The following is a 24,479-nucleotide window of genomic DNA, read 5'->3' as shown; positions in this document are numbered from 1 at the left end:
TATAAAAAGAAATTACATCATTGCAAAAAGCGTTCCTCAATTTTTTAACTTTTTATATAAAAACAACTCCATCATAATGATGAACGATGGAATCATCCATACAAAAGCGTAAATTACCGATACCCAACAGATAAATTCTGTGGATATATGTTAATTTGTTTATGCTTAAGAAATTAAACTTTAGAATAATTATTCAAGTTATTGCTGCTATATTTCTGTTAAGTCTGCCGCTTCTTTTAGTTTCAGATCAAAACATTAAACACATCCTTACGACTTCGGGATTAGCACAATATTTGCTTTTTTGCCTGATTTTTATTGCAATTTATTTTATACATGCCCTTTACTTGTTTCCAAAATTATATGGCAAATCACGATATGTTTTATACTTATTTGGATTGATGGTTATTTTGGCCGGTATATTAGTACTCAGGCCCTTTGATAAATTTATTTTTCAAAACAGGAACCTTGCTGAGCGACCGGCCACATTTGACCGCCCTCAGATGCCTCCAGACCAGAAACAAATTCCACCATTTAACGGCAAACCATTTCCAGGCGGCCCCGAAAGAGGCGTTAATACCGGTCCACGAATCGATGTGGCAAGTGTTTTTCTTTTTTTTCTAACCATTATAATTAGTTTCACCAAGGAAACAAATAAACAATTAACGCTAACTACGCAAAGGGCATTGATTGCAGAGGCCGAAAAAGCGCAAGCGGAATTGTCTTTTTTAAAAGCTCAGGTCAATCCACACTTTTTATTTAATACGCTCAACAATATTTATACGCTTGCCATAATTAAAGATACAAATACAGCTCCCTCGATAATGAAGTTATCCAACATTATGCGCTATATAACCGATGAGGTTGGGCATGATTTTGTAAGTTTACAACAGGAACTGGATTGCGTTACCGATTTTATTGATTTACAAAAATTAAGGCTCACCAAAAAAACAACCTTATTATTTGAACTTGAAGGTGACTTTGAAAATAAAAAAATTGCGCCTTTGATGTTAATGGCCTTTATTGAAAATGTTTTTAAATATGGCATCAGTAATCATAACAGCAACAAATTAATCATCAAAATTTTTAGCAGGCAAAATTCATTAATTTTATTTTGTCAAAATACTTTATATCCCGATAAGATCAATACCGAACGAAGTGGTATTGGTTTGAAAAACACAAAACAGCGCTTAAACTACCTTTACAAAAACAGGCACATTTTAAGCGTAGATAACAGCAATAACCTATTCACAGTTAATTTAACGATTCAATTATAATGGCTAAAACCTTAAAATGCGTAGTTGTTGATGACGAACCACTAGCAGCAGCCCTGATAAAAAGTTATGTAGAAGCATCGGAAAACCTGGAAATTGGAAGTGTATTTGAAGATGCAATTGCGGCTTCAGAATATTTAAATAACCATAAAACAGACCTTCTTTTTTTGGATATAAATATGCCCGATATTACAGGTATAGATTTATTCAAATCGTTAAAAAATAAACCCATGTTAATTTTTACTACGGCTTATAAAAACTTTGCTTTTGAAGGATTTGAGCTGGAAGCCATTGATTATTTACTTAAACCAATAGATTACCCGAGGTTTAAAAAAGCGGTAAACAAAGCTAAAGAGTTTTATCGTTATCAAAATGAAAAACAAGCTACAGATTTTGTAGAAAGCATATTTGTTCATTCAGAATACAAGCTTATTAAAATTAATTTGCCTGATATTTTATTTGTCGAAAGTTTGGAGGATTATGTCAAAATTCATTTGCAGGGCAGCAAGATGGTTTTAACCTTAATGCCGCTAAAAAAAATGATGGATAAACTCCCTGCAGATCGTTTCGAACGCATACACCGGAGTTTTGTGGTATCTACACAAAAAATTAAAGCCATACACAACCGAAAAATAGAATTGATAACCGGAGAAATACTCCCAGTTAGTGATAGCTATGCTGATGTTATAAATAAATGGAAAAAGGGTTAATCTTTCTCTTAACACTTTTTAACTAAATTTTAACTGACCGATACAAAACTTCTCCTTATCGACACACACTTGCCTGGTTTATAGAATTTTTCGACTTTAGAATCAGTAACTAACAAGAAGATAATAGCATGGAAAGAAAAAATTTTATTAGGAGTTTAATGATTGGAGCAATCTCTACTCCTGTAATAATTGAAGCATGTAAAAAAAGTAGCGTTACTGATGGAACTTCATCAGGCTCAGGAACAGCGGGAACAACTACAAGTACAAACGGAACTTGTACGGTAGCACCAACAGAAACTGAAGGGCCCTTCCCAACTAAGGCGCCGGCATCTTATGTAAGAAGCGACATTACCGATGGGAGATCTGGTTATAAACTGACTGCAAAAATTACAATTGGCAATTTAAATAACAATTGCGCTGGTTTAGCCAATGCAATTGTAGATATATGGCATTGCGATGCGGAGGGAAATTATTCTGAATATGGTGGTTCTGGCATGCAAAGTATCAATTATCAATCGGTTCATTTTTTAAGAGGCCGCCAAATCACCGATGCAAACGGATTAGTAACCTTTACTTCTATTTTTCCGGGCTGGTATAGTGGCCGTGCAACACACATCCATGTTCATGTTTACAATGCAGCAGGAACATCTTTAAATGTAACACAGATTGCTTTTCCTGAAGGCACTGGAACATCTTTAGCCTTGGTGAATGGCTATAACAAAGGAATGACAGGTTACACCTATAATAATGCCGACAATGTTTTTAGTGATGATAAAACGGGCGTAGAAATTGCCACCGTAACCGGAACATTGGTTGCAGGTTTCGAACTTACATTTAAATTAAATGTTAAAGCGTAATATAATCCTTATTATTGTTTTATTTTTATTAAGGCGCTAGGATTTCTTAGCGTCTTTTTTAATTTTATGCCATGTCGAGAAAAGTAATTACGTTGTGTTATAGAAAAGTAATTGATACAACCAATGCCAATGCATGGGATAAGTTTGTACACGAAGATAGCTTTGCAGAATTTAAAATGCAGGCTCAGTTTTATAATGAAGAACAGCGGTTTACTACTTTTGCCGAAATGTTACTGCACGTTCCAGAAGCTGAGAAATTGCATTTCTTGGTCAGCGCGGCCATTACAGGCTATTTACGCCAGTTAAACGGAATAATCCCCGACATACTGGATAATTTGGGCCGGCGTTTTTTAACTTTTGAAAATTTTAAGTTCGAAATCATTAACTCTGACATCAACGACATTGAAAAACATAAAATTGCAATCAATTTTTTCTCAAAGCCATTAATTTGGCACGATACAATTAGTAATCAGCTTTTGGTGTCGCAATTTAAAGAAACCAACGAGGAGGAAGCTTTCACCAACCTTTTTCAAATACAGCCTTTTGTAAGTATTCATGCCATAAAGAATATCGATTAACAATGGAACTCACACCTGGAAAAATATTTTTAGCCGATCAACGTGGACTAAACGAAACTTCAGTATTAATGAGGTACAGCACCTTTAATTTTGAGAATTATTACAGCGAGCATAGAGCGCCTTTTGGCCAATTATTTTTATGCAACGATGAATCTATTATTGGCGGAAAGGTTACCTTTTTTCTTTGCAAAGAGGATTCTCTTCAAATATTTATGCCCATTACCGGCGGAATAGACATTGTTGCCAATGGAAAAGAATTTGCTTTAGAAACCGGACAGATACAGGTTTTGAATATGGGCAAAGGCGAAGTGTTAGAAATCAGTAATCCGTATCAAAATGATATGATTAATTACATGCAGTTTGGGATTAAAACGGATATGTTTTTAATGCGAGCAAGTGAAATGCTTTTCAACTTCGATTTCGAAAAAAACCAAAACCAACTGCTCGAAATTATTTCCAATCCAAAATTACCATTTAAATTAAGTGCAGGCATTTTTGCTGGTCGCAAAGAAGCGATTTATAAAATGCAAAACTCAAATCATCAGTTTTTTACCTTTATTATTGATGGTGCTTTCGAAATTGAAGGTCGGTTAATGCACGCAAGAGACAGTTTAGCGCTCTGGGATATTGAACAGGTAGAACTGGAAGCATTGAGCAATAATGCCATTGTAGTGATTTTGGAGTTAACCCCGTCCACCTAAAAGGACTTACATTTTTCCCGCAGATTTGGAAGATTAACGCTTAGTCTTTCTACTACCCGTCCCAATTCATCTGGAGGCCGAGGATGACAATTATCTTTCTATCATTCTGAACGCAGTGAAGAATCTTTAATTTACTGAATAGATTCTGGAACAAGTTCAGAATGACGGATGTAGGAATGCAGTGCAGTCAGGTGTTACAATCTGACTTAGCATATATCTAAAAAGATTTAATTCAGTGTAAGATGGTAACATCTTACACCACGGATATTTTTTGAAGCTGGGTTTTGCGTTAGGGATTGGAAGGGTTTAGTGCCGATTCTTCATCGGTACCGTAGCGAAGCGTAGCCCATCAAAGCCCGCCCCTTTCCCGTTCTTCACGGGATTGGGGAACGCCCAAATGATTAAATAAGTAAATTATGAGGTTGTCCTTCGACAGGCTCTCCGTAGGAGTCCTTTGGACAGGATGACATTTTATTTAAAAACAACTTCCGTAGCACCATAGCCAAATTTCTCTTTTCTGGCATCCATGTATGTTTTTACATGCGGATTTTTACTGATCAGTTTATGGATTTTATCTCTTAAGGTACCATTACCTGAACCATGGATAAAAACGATTTTATCAAAATGATGCACAACCGCAGCATCCATTGCAGTTTGGAAATGGTTAATCTGAATCTGCAACATTTCATCGGCTTCTAAAAAATGATGATCATCCCTTAGCTTTTCGATGTGCAGATCAATTTCTTTTTGTGGAGCTGTAACTGTTTTTTTCTCTTCAGTTGATCTGAAAAAACTTTCCTTTAATTTCTGCGGATCGATGGTTACAGGAACCAGATCATCCAAACGGATCAACCAGCCCTTGTTTCTCAACTGAGGCAATTCCTTTTGTTCGGTGCTAAAATCTTTTGCCCTAAATTTTTTACGGATTACCAAAGGATCAATAGGCTTAACGTCTGCTTTACTAAATACTAAAACCTGAAAGTTAAATTCTGGCCAAAGATCAAGATCGGCCAACGAAGCTGAGTAAACCAAAGCGGAGGCATAAGGTTCAATCACGCCATGAAAAGTACCAGCGTATTTTTCTTTCCGCTCGGTGGTTAAGCTTACCAACAAAATATTTGGTGATTGGTTCTTCAAGTGGAAATGCACTACATTACCTGCTTTATCATCGGTAGCAACAGCTATATAAATGCCGTTTTCGATTTTGCTAATGCTGGGAATATTTACCTGGATAGGTTTTGGGGCATCCAACTCTTCGGCTACCACGCCATGACCATGCACAGAAGTTAAATTACTCACCGCAACAGGTATCTCGAAACCATCTTCATCGGTAACGCCTAAAGTTTGGGTATCGATAATTTTAGTTACATATCCTTCACGTTTTTCATCAACAAAACGCACAAAATCTCCCAGTTTAAATTTCATTTCTTTATTTTTTTAACCACTAAGGCACAAAGTACACAAAGATTTTTAAGCAGTTTGAATTAAAACTTCGTGCATAAAGCTATTTACCTCCTTTAGTCTTTGGTCTTTCAGCTTTTTTAGTGCCTTGTATCGTTTCCGTGGTAAATGCTTAGGTAACTTTCATATCTAGAAACTGCAATTTCGCCCTCATTTACTGCTGCTAAAACTGCACAGCCAGGTTCGTTAACATGCTTACAGTTGTTAAAGCGGCAGTTATGTGAGGTTTTAAAGATTTCTCTAAAAAAATGTCCCAGTTCTTCCTTCTCGATATCAATCACACCCAACTCTCTTATCCCGGGAGAATCTACAATAAAACCACCCTGTGGCAACTCGAACATCTCGGCAAAAGTAGTGGTATGTTGTCCTTTATCGCTCCAGTCTGACACTTCTCCTGTTCTCAAATCACGATCAGGTAATAATGCGTTAATCAAACTCGATTTCCCCACACCAGAGTGACCAGATATCAGGGTAATTTTACCCGTAATCAATTCCTGGATAACCGGAATATTAATGCCCTTTAAAGCCGAAACTTCGTAGCAGGCATAACCAATATTTTCGTAGATATCTTTAAACTCCTGAAGAATTTCTAAGCCTTCTTTGCTAAACAGATCGAGTTTATTAAACACCAACACTGCAGGCACGTCGTAAGCTTCGGCGGTAACCAAAAAACGGTCGATAAAGCCCAAAGAAGTGCGGGGTGAAGCTAGCGTTACCACTAGCATAGCCATATCTAAATTTGCAGCTAATATTTGTGCCTGCTTGCTCAGATTAATAGATTTGCGAATGATGTAGTTTTTACGCGGCAGCATTTCGTTTATCAAACCCTGGTTGCTATCCCGTTCCAGATCAAATTTCACCCTGTCGCCAACCGCAATCGGGTTGGTGGTTTTAAGTCCTTTAATTCTGAATTTTCCTACAATCCGGCAATCATAGCGTTCGCCATTATCGGCCAAAACACTATACCAGCTCCCTGTAGATTTAATAACTAATCCCTGCATATTTGCGGTAAAGGTATGAATATGATTTCATTGGTAGAAGCGGCTAGCCAGGATAAAAGTTTGTACATTAATGAAGAAGAATAAAAAGAATACCGACATTTCGGCCATATATTTTGTTATCCATTAAATATCTTACATAAATCCAACGCTTTAAAAGGCAAAAAACCTAAATTTGCGACAATAAAAATCAAAAATATAATGAGTTTCAGAATAGAACACGATACCATGGGCGAGGTGCAGGTACCAGCCGACAAATACTGGGGTGCACAAACCGAACGCTCACGCAATAACTTCAAAATCGGACCCGAAGGTTCGATGCCAAAAGAAATCATCCATGCTTTTGGATACCTGAAAAAAGCTGCGGCTCTTGCTAATACCGAGCTAGGTGTTTTATCAGCAGAAAAAGCTGAATTAATTGCCAAAGCTTGTGATGAAATTATTGCAGGACAGTTAGATGATCAGTTTCCGTTGGTAATCTGGCAGACTGGTTCGGGCACACAAAGCAACATGAATGGTAACGAGGTGATCGCAAACCGTGCCCATGTAATTAACGGTGGTTCATTAGCTGACGATAAAAAAGTACTTCACCCTAATGATGATGTAAATAAATCACAGTCATCAAACGATACTTACCCAACTGCAATGCACATTGCAGCCTATAAACTTACGGTAGAAAATACCATTCCAGGTTTAGAAAAATTAAGAAATACTTTAGCCAAAAAGGTAGAAGAATTCAGTACGATCGTTAAAACCGGACGCACACACTTTATGGATGCTACACCGCTTACTTTAGGTCAGGAATTTTCTGGTTACGTACAACAGATCGATAACAGCATCAGAGCCATTAAAAATGCTTTGGTTATGGTTGCCGAACTGGCTTTAGGTGGTACCGCTGTTGGTACGGGCTTAAATACACCCAAAGGATATGATGTTTTAGTGGCTAAAAAAATTGCTGATTTAACTGGTTTACCGTTTGTTACAGCTCCAAATAAATTCGAAGCTTTAGCAGCGCACGACGCAATGGTAGAACTTTCTGGCGCGTTAAAACGTACTGCTGTTGCCTTAATGAAAGTGGCTAACGATGTAAGGATGTTAAGTTCTGGCCCTCGTTGTGGTATTGGCGAAATTGTAATTCCTGATAACGAACCGGGATCTTCTATCATGCCAGGAAAAGTTAACCCTACACAGCCAGAGGCTTTAACAATGGTTTGTGCACAGGTAATTGGTAACGATGTTGCTGTATCAGTAGGCGGTATGTCAGGTCATTTTGAGCTTAACGTATTTAAACCGCTTATTGCCGCTAATGTATTGCAATCGGCCCGTTTAATTGGCGATGCCTGCGTTTCTTTTACCGATAAATGTGCTGAAGGAATTACAGCTAATTTGCCAGAAATTGAGAAACATTTACAAAATTCTTTGATGTTGGTTACTGCTTTAAATCCGCATGTGGGTTACGAAAATGCCGCCAAAATCGCGAAGAAAGCACATAAAGAAAATAAAACTTTAAAAGCAGCAGCAGTTGAGCTGGGTTTATTAACCAACGAACAGTTTGATGAATGGGTTCGCCCGGAAGACATGGTTGGCAGTTTGAAATAACTTAGAAGGATCGTCATTCCCAACTCGATTGGGAATCTTAAAGCGCATTGCATTAAGATTCCCGCCTGCGCGGGAATGACGTTACTTTTAAAATTACAGGTCTAAATCAACACAATTAATAAAACAACAGGCAAATGAATTCAATACTCTCTACACTGCTCAGTTTGACATCTATCATTTCACCGGTTATTGTATTAGGAACCTGTTGTTATTTTTTAGCAAAAAAATCTTGTATAGAAGCTATTTTAATGACCATTGGGGCAGGAATGGGCCTAATAATTCACCTACTTTACCTTTTGATGCCAATTTTAACGAGTTATAAAAATATTCCCTACACAGATATTTCAAAGTATTATACAGTAATAGGTATTTTTAATCTGATTGCCAGTCTCTGCTTTGCCATCGGCTTTTTAATTCTGATTATCAATACCGTTAAAAAGAATACTGTAACCTACGATCAGTTTCCTAAAAGCATCGATTAACAATACAATGAACAAACTGCATCCAGGTTTAAAGGGGATCTACATCATCCTTTTCACATTATTCGTACTGCAAATAGCTTGTAGTCCGCGGCCCAATATACAGGGCAAAGGTGAAGATTTTATGCAAGGCGTTTGGAATGAAGATTCTGTCGCTTTTAGCAATAAACTAAGCAACTACACGCAGCATCATTTCAAATTTACCTGCGATTCTGTTTACATTGATATGGTTACCCACAGCAAAATAAATTTTTACGAAGATTCTTGCTACAACAATGGCATTTGGAAAGAATATGCCAAAGGTGTTTACGTAGTTAAAGGCGATACCCTATTTGTTGGCGCCACCTTTACACATGCTAACTACAAACAGAAAATATCGGGATGTTACCGCATTGGCCGATACGACAAGAACTTCCTCATCAAAAGGAAATCAGCAGATACACTATTGTTAGAAAGTTTAAGCGATCAGCGCGAAATTAAATTAACACTTAAAGAAAAAATTACCTGCGTACAAAAAGAATTATAAAATGATTTTAACATCAATTAAAAAGAAATTAACCATAGCGCTAGTTTTTGGTTTTTTAGCCTATTTACCAAATCAGGTGAATGCCTGGGGTACTATTGGTCACCGGGTGGTTGGCGAAATTGCCGATAGTTATTTAAAGGCTAAAACGCGCAAAGCTATTCAAGGTATTTTAGGCTACGAAACTTTGGCCATGTCGGCCAATTGGGGCGATTTTATTAAATCGGATTCCACTTATAACTATATGTACAACTGGCATTTTGTTAATCTTCCGGCAGGATTAGATAAGAATGGCGTATATCATTTTTTGGAGACAGAAAAAACACCAAATCTTTACAATAAAATTCCTGATTTAATTGCCATTTTAAAGAAAACAAGCAGTACCGTAACCGAAAAAAAATTAGCCCTGCGTATGTTGGTTCACCTGGCAGGAGATTTATGCCAGCCGATGCATGTTGCCCGTAAAGATGATTTGGGCGGTAACCGCATTTCGGTGTTATGGTTCAATGAAAAATCGAACATCCACAGGGTTTGGGATGAGCAGCTGATCGAATACCAACAGTTAAGCTATACCGAATATGCTAAAGCAATTAATCATCCTTCGGCAGTTCAACTTTACAACTGGCAAAAGACAAGTTTAAAAGATTGCATTTACGAATCGTACGGCATTTGCAACAAAATTTACGACAACACCAAACCAGATTCGAAATTAAGTTACCGTTACAATTTCGAATGGTTTGATACCCTTAACGACCAGTTATTAAAAGGCGGTGTACGCCTGGCGAAAATGTTAAACGATATCTACGGATAAAAAAACGAATGAGGTTGTATCAGTATATAGATTGTCATCCTGTCCAAAGGACTCCTACGGAGAGCCTCTCGAAGGACTAGTGTTTACTTTTAAAGTATAATATATTGAAAATTTTAATGGTTTGCCTTGGTAATATTTGCCGTTCGCCATTGGCTGAAGGCATTATGCGCCACTTGGTAGATAAACAGCATTTAAACTGGGAAATTGCTTCGGCAGGAACAGGCAATTGGCATATTGGCAAAGCACCCGATCATAGAAGTATTTCTGCAGCGAAAGTTCTTGGTTACGATATCAGCAAACAGCGGGCACAACAATTTAACCACTCCATGTTTGCTAAATATGACTTGATTTTGGTTATGGACCGGAATAATTTAGCCGATGTTAAAAGTCTGGCTACAACCGATGAGGAGCGAAAAAAGGTTAAACTTTTTCTTGATAACGACGAAGTTACAGACCCATACTGGGATAATGCCCTGTTTAATCCTGTTTGCAAGCAGGTTGAAGAAAGATGTAGGGAAATTATCAAACAACTTTCTTAAATTTAAAGCGCATTATCCACCACTAACCACGTCAACAAAAATGAAAAAGTACCTGTCCCTATGTTTATTAATTGCATCCGTTTTTTTATTCCAGAGCTACACTACTGTTAAGAAATCTGCAAAAGTGTTAGTTTTCTCCAAAACCAAAGGCTTTAGACACAACTCTATCGAAACCGGGAAAGAAGTGATCCAGAAATTAGGCGTCGCGCATCATTTTGATGTAGATACCACCGAAAATGCGGATCTGTTTACAGAAGATAACCTTAAAAAATATGTCGTTGTTATTTTTCTAAATACAACAGGCGATGTTTTAGATAATAAACAACAAGTAGCTTTCGAAAGATATATCCAGGCAGGTGGAGGTTATGTAGGCATCCACGCCGCAACCGATACTGAATACGATTGGCCTTGGTATGGCAAATTAGCAGGTGCTTATTTCATCAGTCACCCAGCCGTGCAGGAAGCTAAATTTATCATTAAAGACAAAAAACATCCCGCCACTAAATTCTTTACCGATTCAGTTTGGATGAGAAAAGACGAGCTATATAACTTTAAGGATATCAACCCTGACATTAAAGTCTTGATATCCTTAGATGAAAAATCTTACACTGGTGGTAAAAATGGCGATTTCCATCCTTTTAGCTGGTACCATAACTTTGATGGTGGAAGAGCTTTCTATACCTGCATGGGGCATACTAAAGAAGGCTGGGCTGACGATAAATTTCAGAACCATTTATGGGGCGGTATCGAGTATGCTATTGGTAGCCAAAAGAAATTAGATTACAGCAAAGCACATTCGAAATTATAAATTTAAGGATGAGCTTGCTGAGGTTATCAAATCAGCAAGCTCAATTTTTCTCTTGTAAATATTTTGCTCTTGATATTAATAAATCATTAGTTTTCTCATATCGACTACTTCTTTATCCTATTAAAGTTAACCAAATAAATGTAATTCAGCATACAGAAAGAAGCCACGGCACCAAAGGTATGCCATAAAAAGTGCGTGCCTATTGTAAACACATCCCATTTATCGGCAATACGGAAAGTGAGTGCGAAGATGAAAGCAATTAGGGCAAAGCCCACCCATTTGCCATTTTTCCACTCAGTTTTGATCAAATAGCCAAATACTGGAAATAAAACGAGTGCGGCCATAAAAGCATAATTGATATTGATGAAAATCTGAAAATCGCCGTTGCTAAAAAGCCTTCGAACATAAAATTGAAAGAAGGCATATACAGCTACAATTAAAACGGCATAATACCATTTGGTTAATTTGGAAAAAAAGTAGACACCGGCCGAAAGACACAAAAGCATAATAGGTATCCAATCCATCATGATAAAGATTGGCCACCGTCTTAGCCCATGATAGGTAGTGCCGCCTATCCCCCCTATATAAAGTAAAACTAATGCAATGGTTAGAAACCTATGCTGCTTAAAATTTCCCCAAATTTTTATTGTCCAATACACCGCAATAGCCAGGAAAAAGCAACTGGTTATGGTATTAAAAGGCTCCGGAAAAACCTGACTAAGATTGGTTTCTGTATATATTGTACCTCCATCAGGAGGATGCTGGATAAAGGCGCTCATGGTTAACTAACGTAAACTGAAATTAAATGTTTGATGAATCCGTGTAACGATCAAGATGTAAAAATAATTTCATGTTTACATTTTCAACAGGTTAAATATTGATTAACTCTTACCTTACCAAGGCTAATTATTTGTACTTTAGTTTTACATAAGCTATAATTATAATGAAACCTTTATTGATTCTTTTTCTACTGCTCTCCACAACTATTTACGCACAAACGCCACCTAAACCTTACGGTGCATTACCTTCAAACAGGCAGTTGGCCTGGCATGATATCGAAGTTTATGGCTTAATCCATTTTACGCCAACTACTTTCGAAAATAAAGAGTGGGGCTTTGGTGATGCCGACCCAAAAACATTTAATCCAACAGATTTTAATGCCGAACAGATAATCAAAGCAGCCAAAGCAGGCGGTTTGAGAGGTATTATTTTAGTTGCAAAACACCATGATGGATTTGCTTTATGGCCAACCAAAACAACTGATTATAACATCAGTAAAAGTCCTTTCAGAGGAGGAAAAGGAAATTTAGTTAAAGAGGTAGAACAAGCCGTACGTAAAAACGGCTTAAAATTCGGTGTTTATTGCTCACCTTGGGACAGGAACAGTGCGCTTTATGGAACAGATAAATACCTTGCCATTTACCAAGCACAGTTAAAAGAGCTTTACAGCAATTTTGGTGAACTTTTTATGAGCTGGCATGATGGTGCTAATGGTGGCGATGGCTATTACGGTGGGGCAAAAGAAAAACGTTCGATAGATAATACCACGTATTACGACTGGAATAATACCTGGGCAATTACGCGCAAAATGCAACCAATGGCCAATATTTTTAGCGATATCGGTTTAGATATCCGCTGGGTAGGCAATGAAGATGGGCATGCTGCACCAACCTCTTGGGCAACCTTCACACCAATGGCACCCGATGGAAAAAATGTAGCAGTGCCTGGACAAGCAAATTACCCGCAAAGCCCCGAAGGAATTAGAAACGGGAAATTCTGGATGCCTGCAGAATGCGATGTTCCTTTAAGAAAAGGATGGTTTTATCATGCCAACGAAAAGCCAAAAACGCCAGAAACCTTATTCGATCTATATTTAAAAAGTGTTGGCCGTGGTGCAGGTTTAGATCTTGGTTTAGCGCCTGATACACGTGGACAACTCCATGATGATGACGTAGCTGCGCTCAAAACCTTTGGTGACCAAGTTAAACATACCTTCGAGAATAACCTGGCCAAAAATGCATCGATTAAAGCGAGCAATAGCAGAGGTAAAAAGTACGATGCTACTACCCTACTTGATGGCAAAAGAGAGAGTTATTGGGCCACACAGGATGATATTCATCAGGCAAGCTTAGAAGTAGATTTAAAAACAGCCAAAACCTTTGACATCATTAGCCTACAAGAGTACATTCCGTTAGGTCAGCGGATAGAGGCTTATACTATTGAGGTATTTGAAAACAATGCCTGGAAAAAAGTTTACGATGGCACCAGCATTGGTGCAAAACGCTTAATTAAATTAGACAGTCCGGTTACAACTAATAAAGTAAAAATAAACATTAATAAATCTCCGGTTTGTATTACACTGAGTGAAATTGGGATATATAAAAAAGCTGGGTAAATTAATTTAATCTATTTGTAAAGTATCTCGAATACGCTTCCTATGGCAGTAGACGTTTGTTTACTGTAACGATAAGTACTATCGGCCTTAATGTCTCTGTACATCAGCATTACGGCCCGATAGGATGCTTTACTGAGTTTTATTTTTTCATCACGCTCTTTAACATCCTCAGGTTTTAAATTTAAAGCCTGCATTTGTTTAACTACAACCAAATTCCTTTCGGTAGGAATAATACCATCTTGTTTGATAGAAGCTAATTTAACATCTTTTGGTAAAGAAACTTTTAAGTTCATAATCCCGTTAAGCGATCGTAGATTGCCATTAAAAGTATCGCTTAATTTGCGGTATTCTTCAGTACCATACTTTGGATTAAAGTAAATTACCCCACTAAAAAACATTAGGAATAAAGGCATTGAAACCGCATACCTTGCCCAGGTTTTAACTTCGAAAGCTTTATCCCATTTATAGTTAAGCAAATAGGTAAAAATAAAGCCCGAAACAAAGCCACCAATGTGCGCCGCATTATCTACCCTTTTACCAAATGCGCCATTTACAAGCACCAGTAATGAAACAATCAATGTGCTCACCAATAGTGCCCTGGTTGCCTTGGGTTCAAAAGATTTAGTAATCAATAAAGCTATAAAAGCGCCATACAAGCCCATAATTGCTCCAGAAGCCCCCATCATAACCCCTTCCTGATGAAAAATCAAACTCACCAAGCCACCACAAATGCCACTCACCAAATAAATAAAGAGGTATTTTCTCCAGCCCAGTTTATTTTCGATCATTAAACCCAGATAAATCAGGGCATACATATTAAAAAACAAATGCGATTTAGATCCGTGAATAAACTGATAGGTAATCAGACGCCAGTATTCGCCGCCCAGCACAAGATTACGCTGATTAACGCCAAAATTTAACGCTATCTTTTTTAGTTCTTCTATAAAATCGGGATCATAACTGCTTCCATTTCTTACAAACTGATACCTCAGGTACACAATCGAGAAAAGAACAAGTGCCAAATAATAAAAAACATTTATGAGCACCAAAATTGGCGTTGCAGTATAGCCTTTTTGAGGAAAAAACAGGAACAGTACATTTTTGATCTTGTTTTTTGTTGCCAAAGGAGCTTTTTCAAAATAGCGATCATCCTGCGTTGCTATGAACTGATGAAATTTAGATAAATTTTCTTCCCAAACATCTTTTAAATGAAACTCTACATATTCAAATTCATGAAAAAATTTTTCGAGGTTTAAATCGTTCTTGCCATAATCGTTAAAAAGCATCTGAATCCCTACACACTCGCTTTTTACCACAGCAAAATTGCCATGGATGCGGATTGATATTTCTTCGCTATACGACTGGAAAGATATTGGTGTGTAAGCAATTAGTCCGCTTTCTGACACATGGCTAAGGCTCCAGCCAAGATTTTCGATGGCCTGCTTGGCAATAATTAAATATTGATCTGCCGGAAATTCGGCCAAAGGAATATACTTTTCAATTTTAGGCGAGTAACCCCAACTGATTGACATAGCGCGTTAGATTTTTTTCGCTACTAAGATAATATAAGGTGATAAATTTTTGCTTTCGAATGGGATAATCTTTGTAAATACTTTTCCGGTCAGCCAAACTGCCTTCTTAAATAGACGAACACCTGCCGATTTTTGGCTTTCATTTTCTAGCCAAACACTAAAACGACCAAAATAACCCGATTTTACTTCTGTAAGTCCGGCTTGCTCGCAGATAGACTTCAATAACACTGGGTCCATGCTATCAATATTATGTTTATCATAATTTTCTCTATCGAAAGTCTTTTGAAACCAGCCGTTAACTGCCTTAAAATTTGGTAGCGTAATAAACAAAGTACCACCTGGTTTTACAAAAGCAATATGGCGGTTAATAATATCGGCAGTATCATTAAAGTGCTCGATTAAACCGCAGCTTAAAACAAGATCGTATTGCTTTTCGGGTGTGTAATTAAATAGATCAGTCTCAATAATATGGATATCCTTTTCGGTTAAGCCGTTCTTTTCCAAAAGCTCGTTTACAACCGGCGGATGAACAAAATAATCTAAAAGGGTAACATCAAGCTTGAAATATTTTTTAAGGAACACGGCATAATAACCTGGAAAACCACCCAATTCGATAGCTGTTTTAACATTATTTTTCTGAATAACATCTGCCAGTTGTTGATGAAATAAATAATTAGAAGGTAACTGAACCGCTAGTCCTTTTTTACTTTCCCAATAATTTACCCAAAAAGCCCTGTCGGTTAATAAATTTGCCATGTTTTAAATAATTCCAAGCCCAAAGAAACGGAAAAATTTGGTTAACTGCCTAAAATGGTTAATTGTTTAAAGTGGTTAACTGTTTAAAATATGAAATTGGTTAAAAGTGTAAGTTGCCAAAAATGTTATCTTGAAATTTTATCGTCATTTCGACCGCAGTATTCCAAAGGAATTCCTTTAGAGAAGAAATCTTTTAAACTTGCTGAAAAGATTTCTCCATTTCGTTTCACTTCAGTCGAAATGACGATTCTGTCCGTTCAATTAACCGATTTAAACAATTAACCGATTAACCCTACTTCAAATCTTTCAAAATCTCAGCCACTGCTTTTTCGAGTTGAGGGTCTTTATCTGCCAGGCGGTCTTCAAAAGTATTTTTCACGAAGATATCTGGCTTAACACCTTCTTTTTCGATATTTTTACCATCCATGGTATAACAGCCCCATGATGGTAAACGGTAAGAAGAACCATCAACCAGCCCTTTAGCCGAAGTAAAAATAATCCAGCGGTAGGTTTCTGTACCAATAATCTTACCCAGTTTCAGTTGTTTAAAACCTGCTGCCGTCATTTCGGCATCGCTTAAAGATTGTTCGTTAATGAGCAACACAATCGGCTTTGCTGCCGGACCAAAATTACTTTGAGGGGCCATTTTCCCACCGCGGTATTTCCATTGCAGATAAGGGCGCTGAGAAAGGAATTTCAATACATCATCGTGCACGTTTCCACCGGTATTGTAGCGCAGATCGAGAATAATGGCCTCTTTATTTTCTTCTTGTGCAACCATATCCAAGAGGAAGGTCTCCAGTTCTCCGCCACCCATATTTTTCATGTAAGAATAGGCTATCCGGTTGTTGCCCCATTTATCTACATTTTTATGGTTTTGGGTAATCCATTCATCGTAAAGGTTTCCGCGCAAAGCACTTGAGCTTTCCGGATGTACATTTACAAGAACATCTTTCCCACTACGTTTAAAAGTCAGGGTGATTTCTTTATCCAATGATGGTTTACTAAAATAATAATCGCGGTCTATTTTTTCATCTACTTTAACCCCGTTTACTTCGGTCAAAATATCCCCTGCCAAAATATTAGTCCCAGTTCGGGCTGCATTGCTTTTAGCTGCAATACGTTCAACTTTTAAAGGGTTTACATTATCGAAGATAATTCCCGTTTCGTTGGTGATATAAGTAAGGTTTTTGCGTTCCTCTGCTCCTGCGCTATTAAAGCCCATGTGCGAAGAATTCAGTTCGCCCAACATATCGTTCAATAAAATTCTCAGGTCACTCCGGTTGTTCACATAAGGCAAATAAGCTGCGTAACGTGTCCTCATTTTATCCCAATCTACGCCATGGAATTTTTCATCATAGAAATTTTCATCTAAACCTACCCAGGTTTCGTAAAACATCTGGTTAAACTCGGCATTCAGGTTTCTGGTAAATTTATAACCATGGTCTACCCGATCAAGCTTGTTCCCTTCTAAGGTATATTTGTTGATCGTACCTCTTGATAAAACGAAAAATTTATCACCAGCCGATACAATTGAATAATCACCCCCATCGGCAACTTTTTCAGTTTTATTGGCTTCGAAAGGCTCAATAGTAGTACGGTAAAGCCCTGGGGCTCCGCCTTCGTGGTTAGATGAATAAAAAACATAGGTTTTATCCCCTTTGGCAAAAGCATCGGTTCCATACTGGCCACCAAACGATGGGCCAACCAGTTCTATGCGATCTAAAATATCCTGTGTATTAATCGTAATTACATTCGCAGGTTTGGGTGTAGGTTTTACTTCAGCTTTCTTTCTGGTCGTATCTGTTTTTGCTTTTTTATCATTTTTCTTATCGGGTAAACTCGGTTTAACTTCTGTTGGCGTGGGTTTAGTTTCTTTAAACAGATCATCGAACTTATCAGAACGGTAAGGCTCATCGTAATTGTTCAATGCCATTCGGTAAATGTGTGCGTTCGACATTCCGGTTGGATAAGATGGCTTGGTACGGGCACTGGTAAAGAAGATATATTTACCATCTGGCGACCATGCCGGCCCAGTTTCGGTAACACCAGTGTTGGTTAAGTTAAGGGTTTTATTACCTTTAATCTGATGCACCATAATATCCTGCTCGAAATTTCGGTACACCGTAAAAAGCACATATTCGTCATTTGGCGAAAAGCTCGGCGCAGCGCTTTGTAAAGCCCAAAACTCGTCGGTTACCAATGTCTTTGCGTCGAAAGTTTTAAGGTCCATGAGCTTAAGCTCATTTCTGCCGCTCAGGTACACCGCCATGGTTTTGGTTTTGTTTAAAGTGATATCGCGCACGTTTGCCTTATCTTTGGTAAGCTGTTTTACCGATCCTTTGCCATCACCGGTAATGGTAAACCAGTTCTGATATCCGTTGGCGGTTTGACTGAACAAAATCGTTTTGTTATCGGCCAGCCATTTGCATTCTAGCGCCCGTTCACCACTATTGGTAATCTTGCGGACAAATTTTCCATCTGCATCACTTACAAACACTTCACCACGAGAAATAAAAGCCATCTTTTTGCCGTCAGTAGAAACATCGAATGCTGAAATATTTCCACGCACATCGTACTCTTGCTCTTTACTCAACACCTGATTACGGGAAGTGCTAATATTGATTTTCTCTGTTTTTTTCGAAGCCACATCATAAGTATATAGCTGATAATCTTTCTCAAATACAACAGTAGTTCCATTGGCCGAAACAAAAGGTCGCTTGATGGAAGTGTCAAAATTGGTCAGGCTTGTTTTCTTCCCACCAATAAAAGTGTACAGATTGTATTCCTCATTGCCTTCATCTGATACAAAAAACACATTTCCTTTCTGATCAACACTTGTCCAGAAATCTTTCCCAATATAATCGGTATAACGTTTATAGCTTTTCGATTTTGGATTGTACGATTGGATATCGGGGTTATAGGCACCTTTGTAATGTTTGCGATTTGCAAAGCGATAACTTTCCCAGGTATCACTGAAAAACAGTTCACCATTTGGCGATTCGGCAATGTGGTGAGTAGTGTTGAAATAATTATCGAACAAACGGACTGCAGTACCACCGCTTACACTTACCTTATAGCTCGAAAAAGAATTGTACCGCCCAGAGGTAAAATAAATTGTTTTCGAATCCCAGCTCCAGTTGTCCACTTCATCAGCAGCATCGTTAAAAGTTAATTGTTTAATATCTCCACCTGTTAAAGGCATGATGTACACATCATAATTGCCAAACTGATTGGATGAAAATGCCATCCATTTTCCATCAGGAGATATTTTCGGATTAATCTCTTCACCCTGCATTGCTGTAACTCTCGAGGCTACACCTCCTTTTACCGGTACTTTCCAGATATCACCATCATAGCTGAATACTATTGTTTGTGCATCGGGCGTTAAAGCAGGGTAAGCTGCAAAATAGGTTTGACCTTGAGCAAATGAATGAATGGGCAACAAAAATGCGAACGTTGCAAGCGATTTTAACAGAGATTTAATCATGATTTATTTTGTTTGGCTTTGATGCATGAAATTACACAACAGATTTTATATTCGTAAACAATAAAATGTATTTTTGATTGATTTGAAAGTATTACACCTAAATACCTATGATGGAAATGGCGGAGCAGGACGTGCCTGTTTGCGTTTAAGTGATGCCTTAAAGGCCAGTGGAATCGATTCAAAAGTATTGGTTTACTATAAATTTGGTCAAAACCCGAAGATAGATACCTTTAGCAAATCACCATTTCAAAAGGCAAAAGCCATTTATAATATTCTCTCAGAAAGGTATTATGCCAAATGGTTAAGCAAATCGGTAAAAACCCCTTTCAGTTTGCAATGGTTTGGCCGCTCGGTTATCAACCATCCTGATGTTAAAAATGCCGATATTATCCATTTACATTGGGTAAACCATGGTTTCCTAAATCCTAAATTTTTGGCTCAGCTGGATGAACTGGAAAAACCGATTGTATGGACTTTCCACGATAGTAATGCTTTTACAGGTGGATGCCACGTACGGTATGGTTGCGAAAACTTTCATCAACAATGCGGCAATTGTCCGATTTTGAAAATCAGTGGTAAAAATGATGTTTCGCACAAAACCTGGGTACGTAAACAAAAAGCATATACTGAATTAAATTTCCATATTGTAGCGCCTAGCAAATGGATGGCAGCATCGATAAAGTTTAGCAGCTTATTGGGTACCAGAAAAGCAACCGTAATTCCGAATACCATTGAAACAAAAATTTTCAAGCCTTATGTTAAATCAGAAGCCAAAAAAATCCTGAAGATCAATCCAGATAAATTTGTGTTGATGAGCGGGTTTATGCCCTCAAAAAACGACAAACATAAAGGAACCCCCTATTTAATAGAAGCGTTAGAAATTTTATCGCGTAGGGCCGGTATACAAAAAGAAAATATTGAGCTTGTTATTTTCGGAAACAAGGAAAATGCCGAAATGCCTGAGTTTCCCTTCAAAACCACTTTTTTAGGCACCATTAATAAAGATGATCACTTAGCAAAATGTTATTCTGCAGCAGATGCATTTATTACGCCTTCACTGGAGGATAACCTGCCCAATACAGTAATGGAAAGTTTATCGTGTGCTACCCCTGTTGTTGCCTTTACTACTGGTGGGATTCCGGATATGGTGAAACACATGCAGAATGGTTATTTGGCCGAATATCAGAATGCTGAAGATTTAGCAAACGGCATCGAATGGTTATATCATCGCCCCAATAAAGAGGAAATCCAAAAAGCGGCCAGATTAAGTATTTTAACAGATTTCTCAGAAGAAGTAATCGCTGCAGAGCATATCCATCTTTACGAAACATTGATTGATTTACAGCCGAAGTAATTTTTGATAGGCACTGAAACGTAGAATTCACGAAAAACTTTTAGGTAGGCTACAGCACAATCTGATGCAAAATATTTACACAATTTCATTTTCATGTTGAGACAGAAAAATTCGCACAATCTTTATTAAATTTACTCCAACCCAAAAAGCCATCCCTTGCCAAAGCTAACAGTCATCACCATTGTGTACAACAACGTTCGCGATATCGAACGTACTATCCAGTCTATCCTCAATCAGACCCATAAAAAAATTGAATATATTGTTATAGATGGGGCATCTAATGATGGAACTTTGCAGGTTGTAAAGGGCTACGAAGATCAGATTTCAAAAATTGTGTCGGAACCCGACAAAGGCATTTACGATGCCATGAACAAAGGTTTGGCGCTTGCCACAGGCGACTATGTCCTATTTATGAACTCTGGAGATGAGATTTACGATAAAAACACTGTAGAAAACATTTTCGCTACAGCCCCTGGTGCCGACATTTATTACGGTGAAACCGAAATGTACAATGACAATTGGGAAAATTTAGGTCGCAGAAGACATGAAGCGCCGGAAGAATTCGACTGGACGAGTTTTAAATATGGCATGAACATCAGCCACCAGGCTATTTATATCCGCAGGAGTATTATTACGCCTTATGATTTAACTTATAAGTACAGTGCCGATATTGATTGGATCATCAAAGCGGCAAAAAAAGCTTCTAACATTGTTAATGTTCACCGCTATGTAGCCAAATACCTGGTTGGCGGAATGAGCAAGAAAAAACACCGCGAAAGTTTAAAGGAACGGTTTAAAATCTTTACCAAATATTATGGCTTGATACCCAACATTTTTAATCATATTATTATCGCGGGAAATTTGGCCTTATATTTTGTTAAGCACCGTAGGACAAATGATTAGTTTATGAATGAAGAAATTAACGAGCTACTCTCTATCTATGAACAGGAAAAAAAATTAATCGAGTCTATAATTGAAGAAGATCGGATTGATAATGATTATAAAGCAATTCGTTTAAATTCTAAAAACCTCAATAGGATACAACGCCAGATTGCACTGATTAAATCATTAATAGATCCATATACACAAGAAAAAGAACGATTAAAAAGGACAATCGATTTTTTCGTTGAAAAAAGTGAGCTGGAAGAATCTAATGAGTACAGAGCTCACATGCTTGCTCAGGTTGATCGGAAATTAGACCAACTAAATAGTTATAAACCAGGTTATTTTAACGATGGGCAAGAGTTTGATGATGCTATATTTGATTTGGTAGAACAGAAGATTGAAGGATTTATTTTCAACATGAAAAAAGAAAATAAATTGGCTCTATTGTTTAAACGCACGGATAAAGAAATCTTATTATCAGTTACAAATATTAAAAAGCTTAAAAAACAGCACATCTTAGATAAAAACACCAGAATTGTACTTAAATCAATCGGTTTTAAAGAAGAAAAAGACGTTGATTCACTAATTTTCACTTACGGTTTGGATCATTTTAAAGATGCTATTTTTATAAAAACTATTGTAAGCAGAGTGATTTTTGACGCATTCTATTTTCAAGAACTCGACAAGGAAACAACAATTGAGATTTTCTAATAATCTAAATTTCCAAAAACAATAATTTCCTCAAACTGTCTTTAATACATCACCTATTAAAAAATTAAAGATTATGGGACAATTAAGTAACCGCATTATTGCTGTACTTTCAGAAAGCGGATTTGAAGAAGTAGAATTAACCGAACCAGTTAAAAGGTTAAAAGAAGAGGGCGCAACCGTTCACATTATCTCCTCAAAAAGCGGGAAAATAAAAGCCTGGGATCACGATCACTGGTCGATAGAAGTGGATGTAGACAAAACCATTTCTGAAGCAAATGCAGAAGATTATAATGGTTTACTTTTACCGGGTGGCGTAATTAATCCTGACCAGTTACGTGTTAATGAAGATGCATTGGCTTTTGTAAAATCTTTCTTTGCTGACGGAAAACCTGTTGCGGCAATTTGTCACGGTCCGCAAACCTTAATCAATGCCGATGTGGTTCAGGGCAGGAAAATGACTTCGGTAAAAAACATTTCACAGGATTTAATCAATGCAGGTGCTATCTGGTCGGATGAAGAGGTAGTGGTAGATCAAGGCTTGGTTACGAGCCGTACACCAAAAGATTTACCTGCTTTTAATGATAAAATTGTAGAGGAATTTGCCGAAGGTGTTCACGAAGGGCAGCACGCCTAAAAACTTTGGACGCTCTTTCTAGATTCACTCAAAAACGGTTGGCAAATTTGTCAGCCGTTTTTATTAGTGCCGTTAGGTGTTACCACCTGACGGAAGAAACTAAGTCTCATATGATGGTTTTTTTGTATCAGACGGCAACATCTGACACCACGAAAACATCTTACCACTTATAGCTTAACCTGCCGGATGATGTTTTTGATATTTAATTCAATAATATCGGTCATGGTTTTGCATCGTAGATAATTCGTATCCTTGAAATAATCGCTCATACTCTGTTTTAATAAAGCGATATTTTCTGGCGTGGTTAATTCTTCTTTATTCGAGACATCGCGCAAGTCGGTCAAACGGTGTCGTTCACTCCTTACGCGGTGCACAATCGATGATCGTTCTTCCTGCTGATATTGTAGTACAGTTTTCTCCGTTAATTGCTCCATGCTCATTTTTACATAGGGCAAATTCTCTTTAAAAAACTGAGGCAAATACACCTTTAAATTCCCTTCGTAAAACTGTTGGTCAAAATCTATTGCACGAATACGGAACTGAATATCATCAAAATCAGGTGTAATTTGCACCACAAAATTATAGGCCCGCATATCGCCCAAAAGCATAATCAAACAGCGTTCGTTAAACTTAACAAACTCTTTTGCTATCCGGGTTGGATTAAACTCTGGTGTGTACAGCTGACCTTTTGTAAACACATCACCCGGAATACCCGCAATGTGTTCTTCTACTAAAGTATTGCCATCCACCAGATAATTTACTTGATTTGGCGAGAGAATCTCTTCCATTTCTAGACCATAAATCCGCGAAGCATCGGCTTTTTTAATGTAGAAATAATCGTAAACGTCATTTAAACGGTTTACAATGCGGATACGAAAGGGATGGGTATTTCCGAAAGTGCAATATTCTATTTTATCGATATACTTGTGCTCAACAATGCGCAAATTGCCAGATGCTTTTAGATTCGCATAAATTTCCTTTAAACCATCGTGTAGCGTTTCTATTAAATCCTGCGCATATATCGGGCCTTCCCAGAGTGAATCTTTACCAAACTTATCCATTAAAGGGAAGGCCTCGTTAAACTGCATTAAATCGTTATAACCAATAGGTAATTTCGCTTCGCGCTGGTAAGTGCGCAAATATTTCTGCAAAGCAGGCGTTACCGGAAAAATCGGCTTCTTTTTTGAAATTTTCACATCGTTGTTTTCCATCCAGAGGCAATGTACTATTTTATAGAAAATATATTAATTTTTTCGCCATGATTATTAACCACAGAGCGCACCGAGAACATCACAAAGCTAACAGAGCATAGTTCGCTTCATAATAAGCTTTCTGTAAAGTTCACTGTTATCCTTTGTGTTTTAATGGCCAACCAGAAAGGAAATCA

Annotated in this window: 23 protein-coding genes; 16 read left to right on the top strand and 7 right to left on the bottom strand. The window is 37.6% G+C overall.

All coding sequences use genetic code 11. The annotated features are described in order from the left end of the window. Positions 1-161 precede the first annotated feature (161 nt). The 5 genes from EZ456_RS20395 to EZ456_RS20375 all read left to right on the top strand — a co-directional run bounded on the left by EZ456_RS20395 (position 162) and on the right by EZ456_RS20375 (position 4,117). Positions 162-1,274, top strand: coding sequence for a sensor histidine kinase (locus EZ456_RS20395; protein ID WP_131533338.1), 1,113 nt, complete (start codon positions 162-164; stop codon positions 1,272-1,274). Then, a complete protein-coding gene (locus EZ456_RS20390; RefSeq protein WP_131533337.1) occupies positions 1,274-1,981 on the top strand; it encodes a LytR/AlgR family response regulator transcription factor in 708 nt (235 codons plus the stop codon). The genes EZ456_RS20395 and EZ456_RS20390 overlap by 1 nt, the downstream gene beginning before the upstream one ends. A 128-nt stretch (positions 1,982-2,109) precedes the next feature. Continuing rightward, on the top strand, positions 2,110-2,838 hold the full coding sequence (locus EZ456_RS20385; protein WP_131533335.1) for a dioxygenase family protein: 729 nt from the start codon (positions 2,110-2,112) through the stop codon (positions 2,836-2,838). 71 nt (positions 2,839-2,909) lie between these two features. After that, on the top strand, positions 2,910-3,416 hold the full coding sequence (locus tag EZ456_RS20380; RefSeq protein WP_131533333.1) for a hypothetical protein: 507 nt from the start codon (positions 2,910-2,912) through the stop codon (positions 3,414-3,416). 2 nt (positions 3,417-3,418) lie between these two features. Continuing rightward, positions 3,419-4,117 carry a pirin family protein gene (locus EZ456_RS20375; RefSeq protein WP_131533331.1) on the top strand — a complete coding sequence of 233 codons (699 nt, stop codon included), beginning with the start codon at positions 3,419-3,421 and terminating at the stop codon, positions 4,115-4,117. A gap of 471 nt (positions 4,118-4,588) precedes the next feature. Here EZ456_RS20375 and EZ456_RS20370 read toward each other — a convergent pair whose 3' ends face one another. Together EZ456_RS20370 and rsgA are read right to left on the bottom strand one after the other, a co-directional pair. After that, entirely contained in the window at positions 4,589-5,542 is a 954-nt protein-coding gene (locus tag EZ456_RS20370; protein ID WP_131533330.1) for a Smr/MutS family protein, read from the bottom strand. A 116-nt stretch (positions 5,543-5,658) separates the two neighbouring features. Next, complete coding sequence (gene rsgA / locus EZ456_RS20365) at positions 5,659-6,579, bottom strand: ribosome small subunit-dependent GTPase A (protein WP_131533328.1); 921 nt, start codon at positions 6,577-6,579, stop codon at positions 5,659-5,661. Between the two features lie 198 nt (positions 6,580-6,777). Between rsgA and fumC the strand changes: the two genes are divergently transcribed. The 6 genes from fumC (at position 6,778) to EZ456_RS20335 (ending at position 11,335) form a co-directional block, all read left to right on the top strand. Next, on the top strand, positions 6,778-8,175 hold the full coding sequence (gene fumC / locus EZ456_RS20360; protein WP_131533326.1) for a class II fumarate hydratase: 1,398 nt from the start codon (positions 6,778-6,780) through the stop codon (positions 8,173-8,175). Between the two features lie 134 nt (positions 8,176-8,309). After that, on the top strand, positions 8,310-8,657 hold the full coding sequence (locus EZ456_RS20355; RefSeq protein ID WP_131533324.1) for a hypothetical protein: 348 nt from the start codon (positions 8,310-8,312) through the stop codon (positions 8,655-8,657). Positions 8,658-8,664: 7 nt separating this feature from the next. Continuing rightward, positions 8,665-9,180, top strand: a complete 516-nt coding sequence (locus EZ456_RS20350) for a fumarate hydratase (RefSeq protein ID WP_131533323.1) — start codon at positions 8,665-8,667, stop codon at positions 9,178-9,180. A gap of 1 nt (position 9,181) precedes the next feature. After that, positions 9,182-9,988: a S1/P1 nuclease gene (locus EZ456_RS20345; protein WP_131533321.1), complete on the top strand. Its 807-nt coding sequence runs from the start codon at positions 9,182-9,184 to the stop codon at positions 9,986-9,988. Between the two features lie 104 nt (positions 9,989-10,092). Further along, positions 10,093-10,527, top strand: a complete 435-nt coding sequence (locus EZ456_RS20340; protein ID WP_131533319.1) for a low molecular weight protein-tyrosine-phosphatase — start codon at positions 10,093-10,095, stop codon at positions 10,525-10,527. Between the two features lie 40 nt (positions 10,528-10,567). Beyond that, positions 10,568-11,335, top strand: coding sequence for a ThuA domain-containing protein (locus EZ456_RS20335; protein ID WP_131533317.1), 768 nt, complete (start codon positions 10,568-10,570; stop codon positions 11,333-11,335). A 104-nt stretch (positions 11,336-11,439) separates the two neighbouring features. On the opposite strand, the gene EZ456_RS20330 is transcribed toward EZ456_RS20335, so the two are convergent. Beyond that, a complete protein-coding gene (locus EZ456_RS20330) occupies positions 11,440-12,114 on the bottom strand; it encodes a hypothetical protein (RefSeq protein ID WP_131533316.1) in 675 nt (224 codons plus the stop codon). Positions 12,115-12,278: 164 nt separating this feature from the next. On the opposite strand from EZ456_RS20330, the gene EZ456_RS20325 reads away from it, so the two are divergent. Beyond that, positions 12,279-13,730 (top strand): alpha-L-fucosidase, encoded by a 1,452-nt coding sequence (locus tag EZ456_RS20325; RefSeq protein ID WP_131533315.1) that lies wholly within the window; start codon positions 12,279-12,281, stop codon positions 13,728-13,730. An 11-nt stretch (positions 13,731-13,741) separates the two neighbouring features. On the opposite strand, the gene EZ456_RS20320 is transcribed toward EZ456_RS20325, so the two are convergent. From EZ456_RS20320 to EZ456_RS20310, 3 genes are all read right to left on the bottom strand, one after another. Then, a complete protein-coding gene (locus EZ456_RS20320) occupies positions 13,742-15,262 on the bottom strand; it encodes a rhomboid family intramembrane serine protease (RefSeq protein WP_131533313.1) in 1,521 nt (506 codons plus the stop codon). Between the two features lie 6 nt (positions 15,263-15,268). After that, positions 15,269-16,018, bottom strand: coding sequence for a class I SAM-dependent methyltransferase (locus EZ456_RS20315; protein WP_131533312.1), 750 nt, complete (start codon positions 16,016-16,018; stop codon positions 15,269-15,271). 292 nt (positions 16,019-16,310) lie between these two features. After that, positions 16,311-19,508, bottom strand: a complete 3,198-nt coding sequence (locus tag EZ456_RS20310) for a S41 family peptidase (RefSeq protein WP_131533311.1) — start codon at positions 19,506-19,508, stop codon at positions 16,311-16,313. 82 nt (positions 19,509-19,590) lie between these two features. Here EZ456_RS20310 and EZ456_RS20305 point away from each other — a divergent pair, with 82 nt between their 5' ends. The 4 genes from EZ456_RS20305 to EZ456_RS20290 all read left to right on the top strand — a co-directional run bounded on the left by EZ456_RS20305 (position 19,591) and on the right by EZ456_RS20290 (position 23,092). After that, positions 19,591-20,862 (top strand): glycosyltransferase family 4 protein, encoded by a 1,272-nt coding sequence (locus EZ456_RS20305; RefSeq protein ID WP_225876579.1) that lies wholly within the window; start codon positions 19,591-19,593, stop codon positions 20,860-20,862. A 156-nt stretch (positions 20,863-21,018) separates the two neighbouring features. Next, on the top strand, positions 21,019-21,765 hold the full coding sequence (locus EZ456_RS20300; RefSeq protein WP_131533309.1) for a glycosyltransferase family 2 protein: 747 nt from the start codon (positions 21,019-21,021) through the stop codon (positions 21,763-21,765). A 3-nt stretch (positions 21,766-21,768) separates the two neighbouring features. Continuing rightward, entirely contained in the window at positions 21,769-22,458 is a 690-nt protein-coding gene (locus tag EZ456_RS20295) for a hypothetical protein (RefSeq protein ID WP_131533308.1), read from the top strand. Between the two features lie 73 nt (positions 22,459-22,531). Then, a complete protein-coding gene (locus EZ456_RS20290; RefSeq protein WP_131533306.1) occupies positions 22,532-23,092 on the top strand; it encodes a type 1 glutamine amidotransferase domain-containing protein in 561 nt (186 codons plus the stop codon). A gap of 167 nt (positions 23,093-23,259) precedes the next feature. Here the strand turns inward: EZ456_RS20290 and EZ456_RS20285 are convergent, their stop codons facing one another. Continuing rightward, a complete protein-coding gene (locus EZ456_RS20285; protein ID WP_055908699.1) occupies positions 23,260-24,303 on the bottom strand; it encodes a hypothetical protein in 1,044 nt (347 codons plus the stop codon). Between the last annotated feature and the right edge of the window lie 176 nt (positions 24,304-24,479).

This window comes from Pedobacter psychrodurus (assembly GCF_004331735.1).
GTDB classification, from domain to species: domain Bacteria; phylum Bacteroidota; class Bacteroidia; order Sphingobacteriales; family Sphingobacteriaceae; genus Pedobacter; species Pedobacter psychrodurus.
The sequence above is the reverse complement of the archived record's forward strand: the minus strand, read 5'-3'. Positions and strand labels throughout refer to the sequence as shown.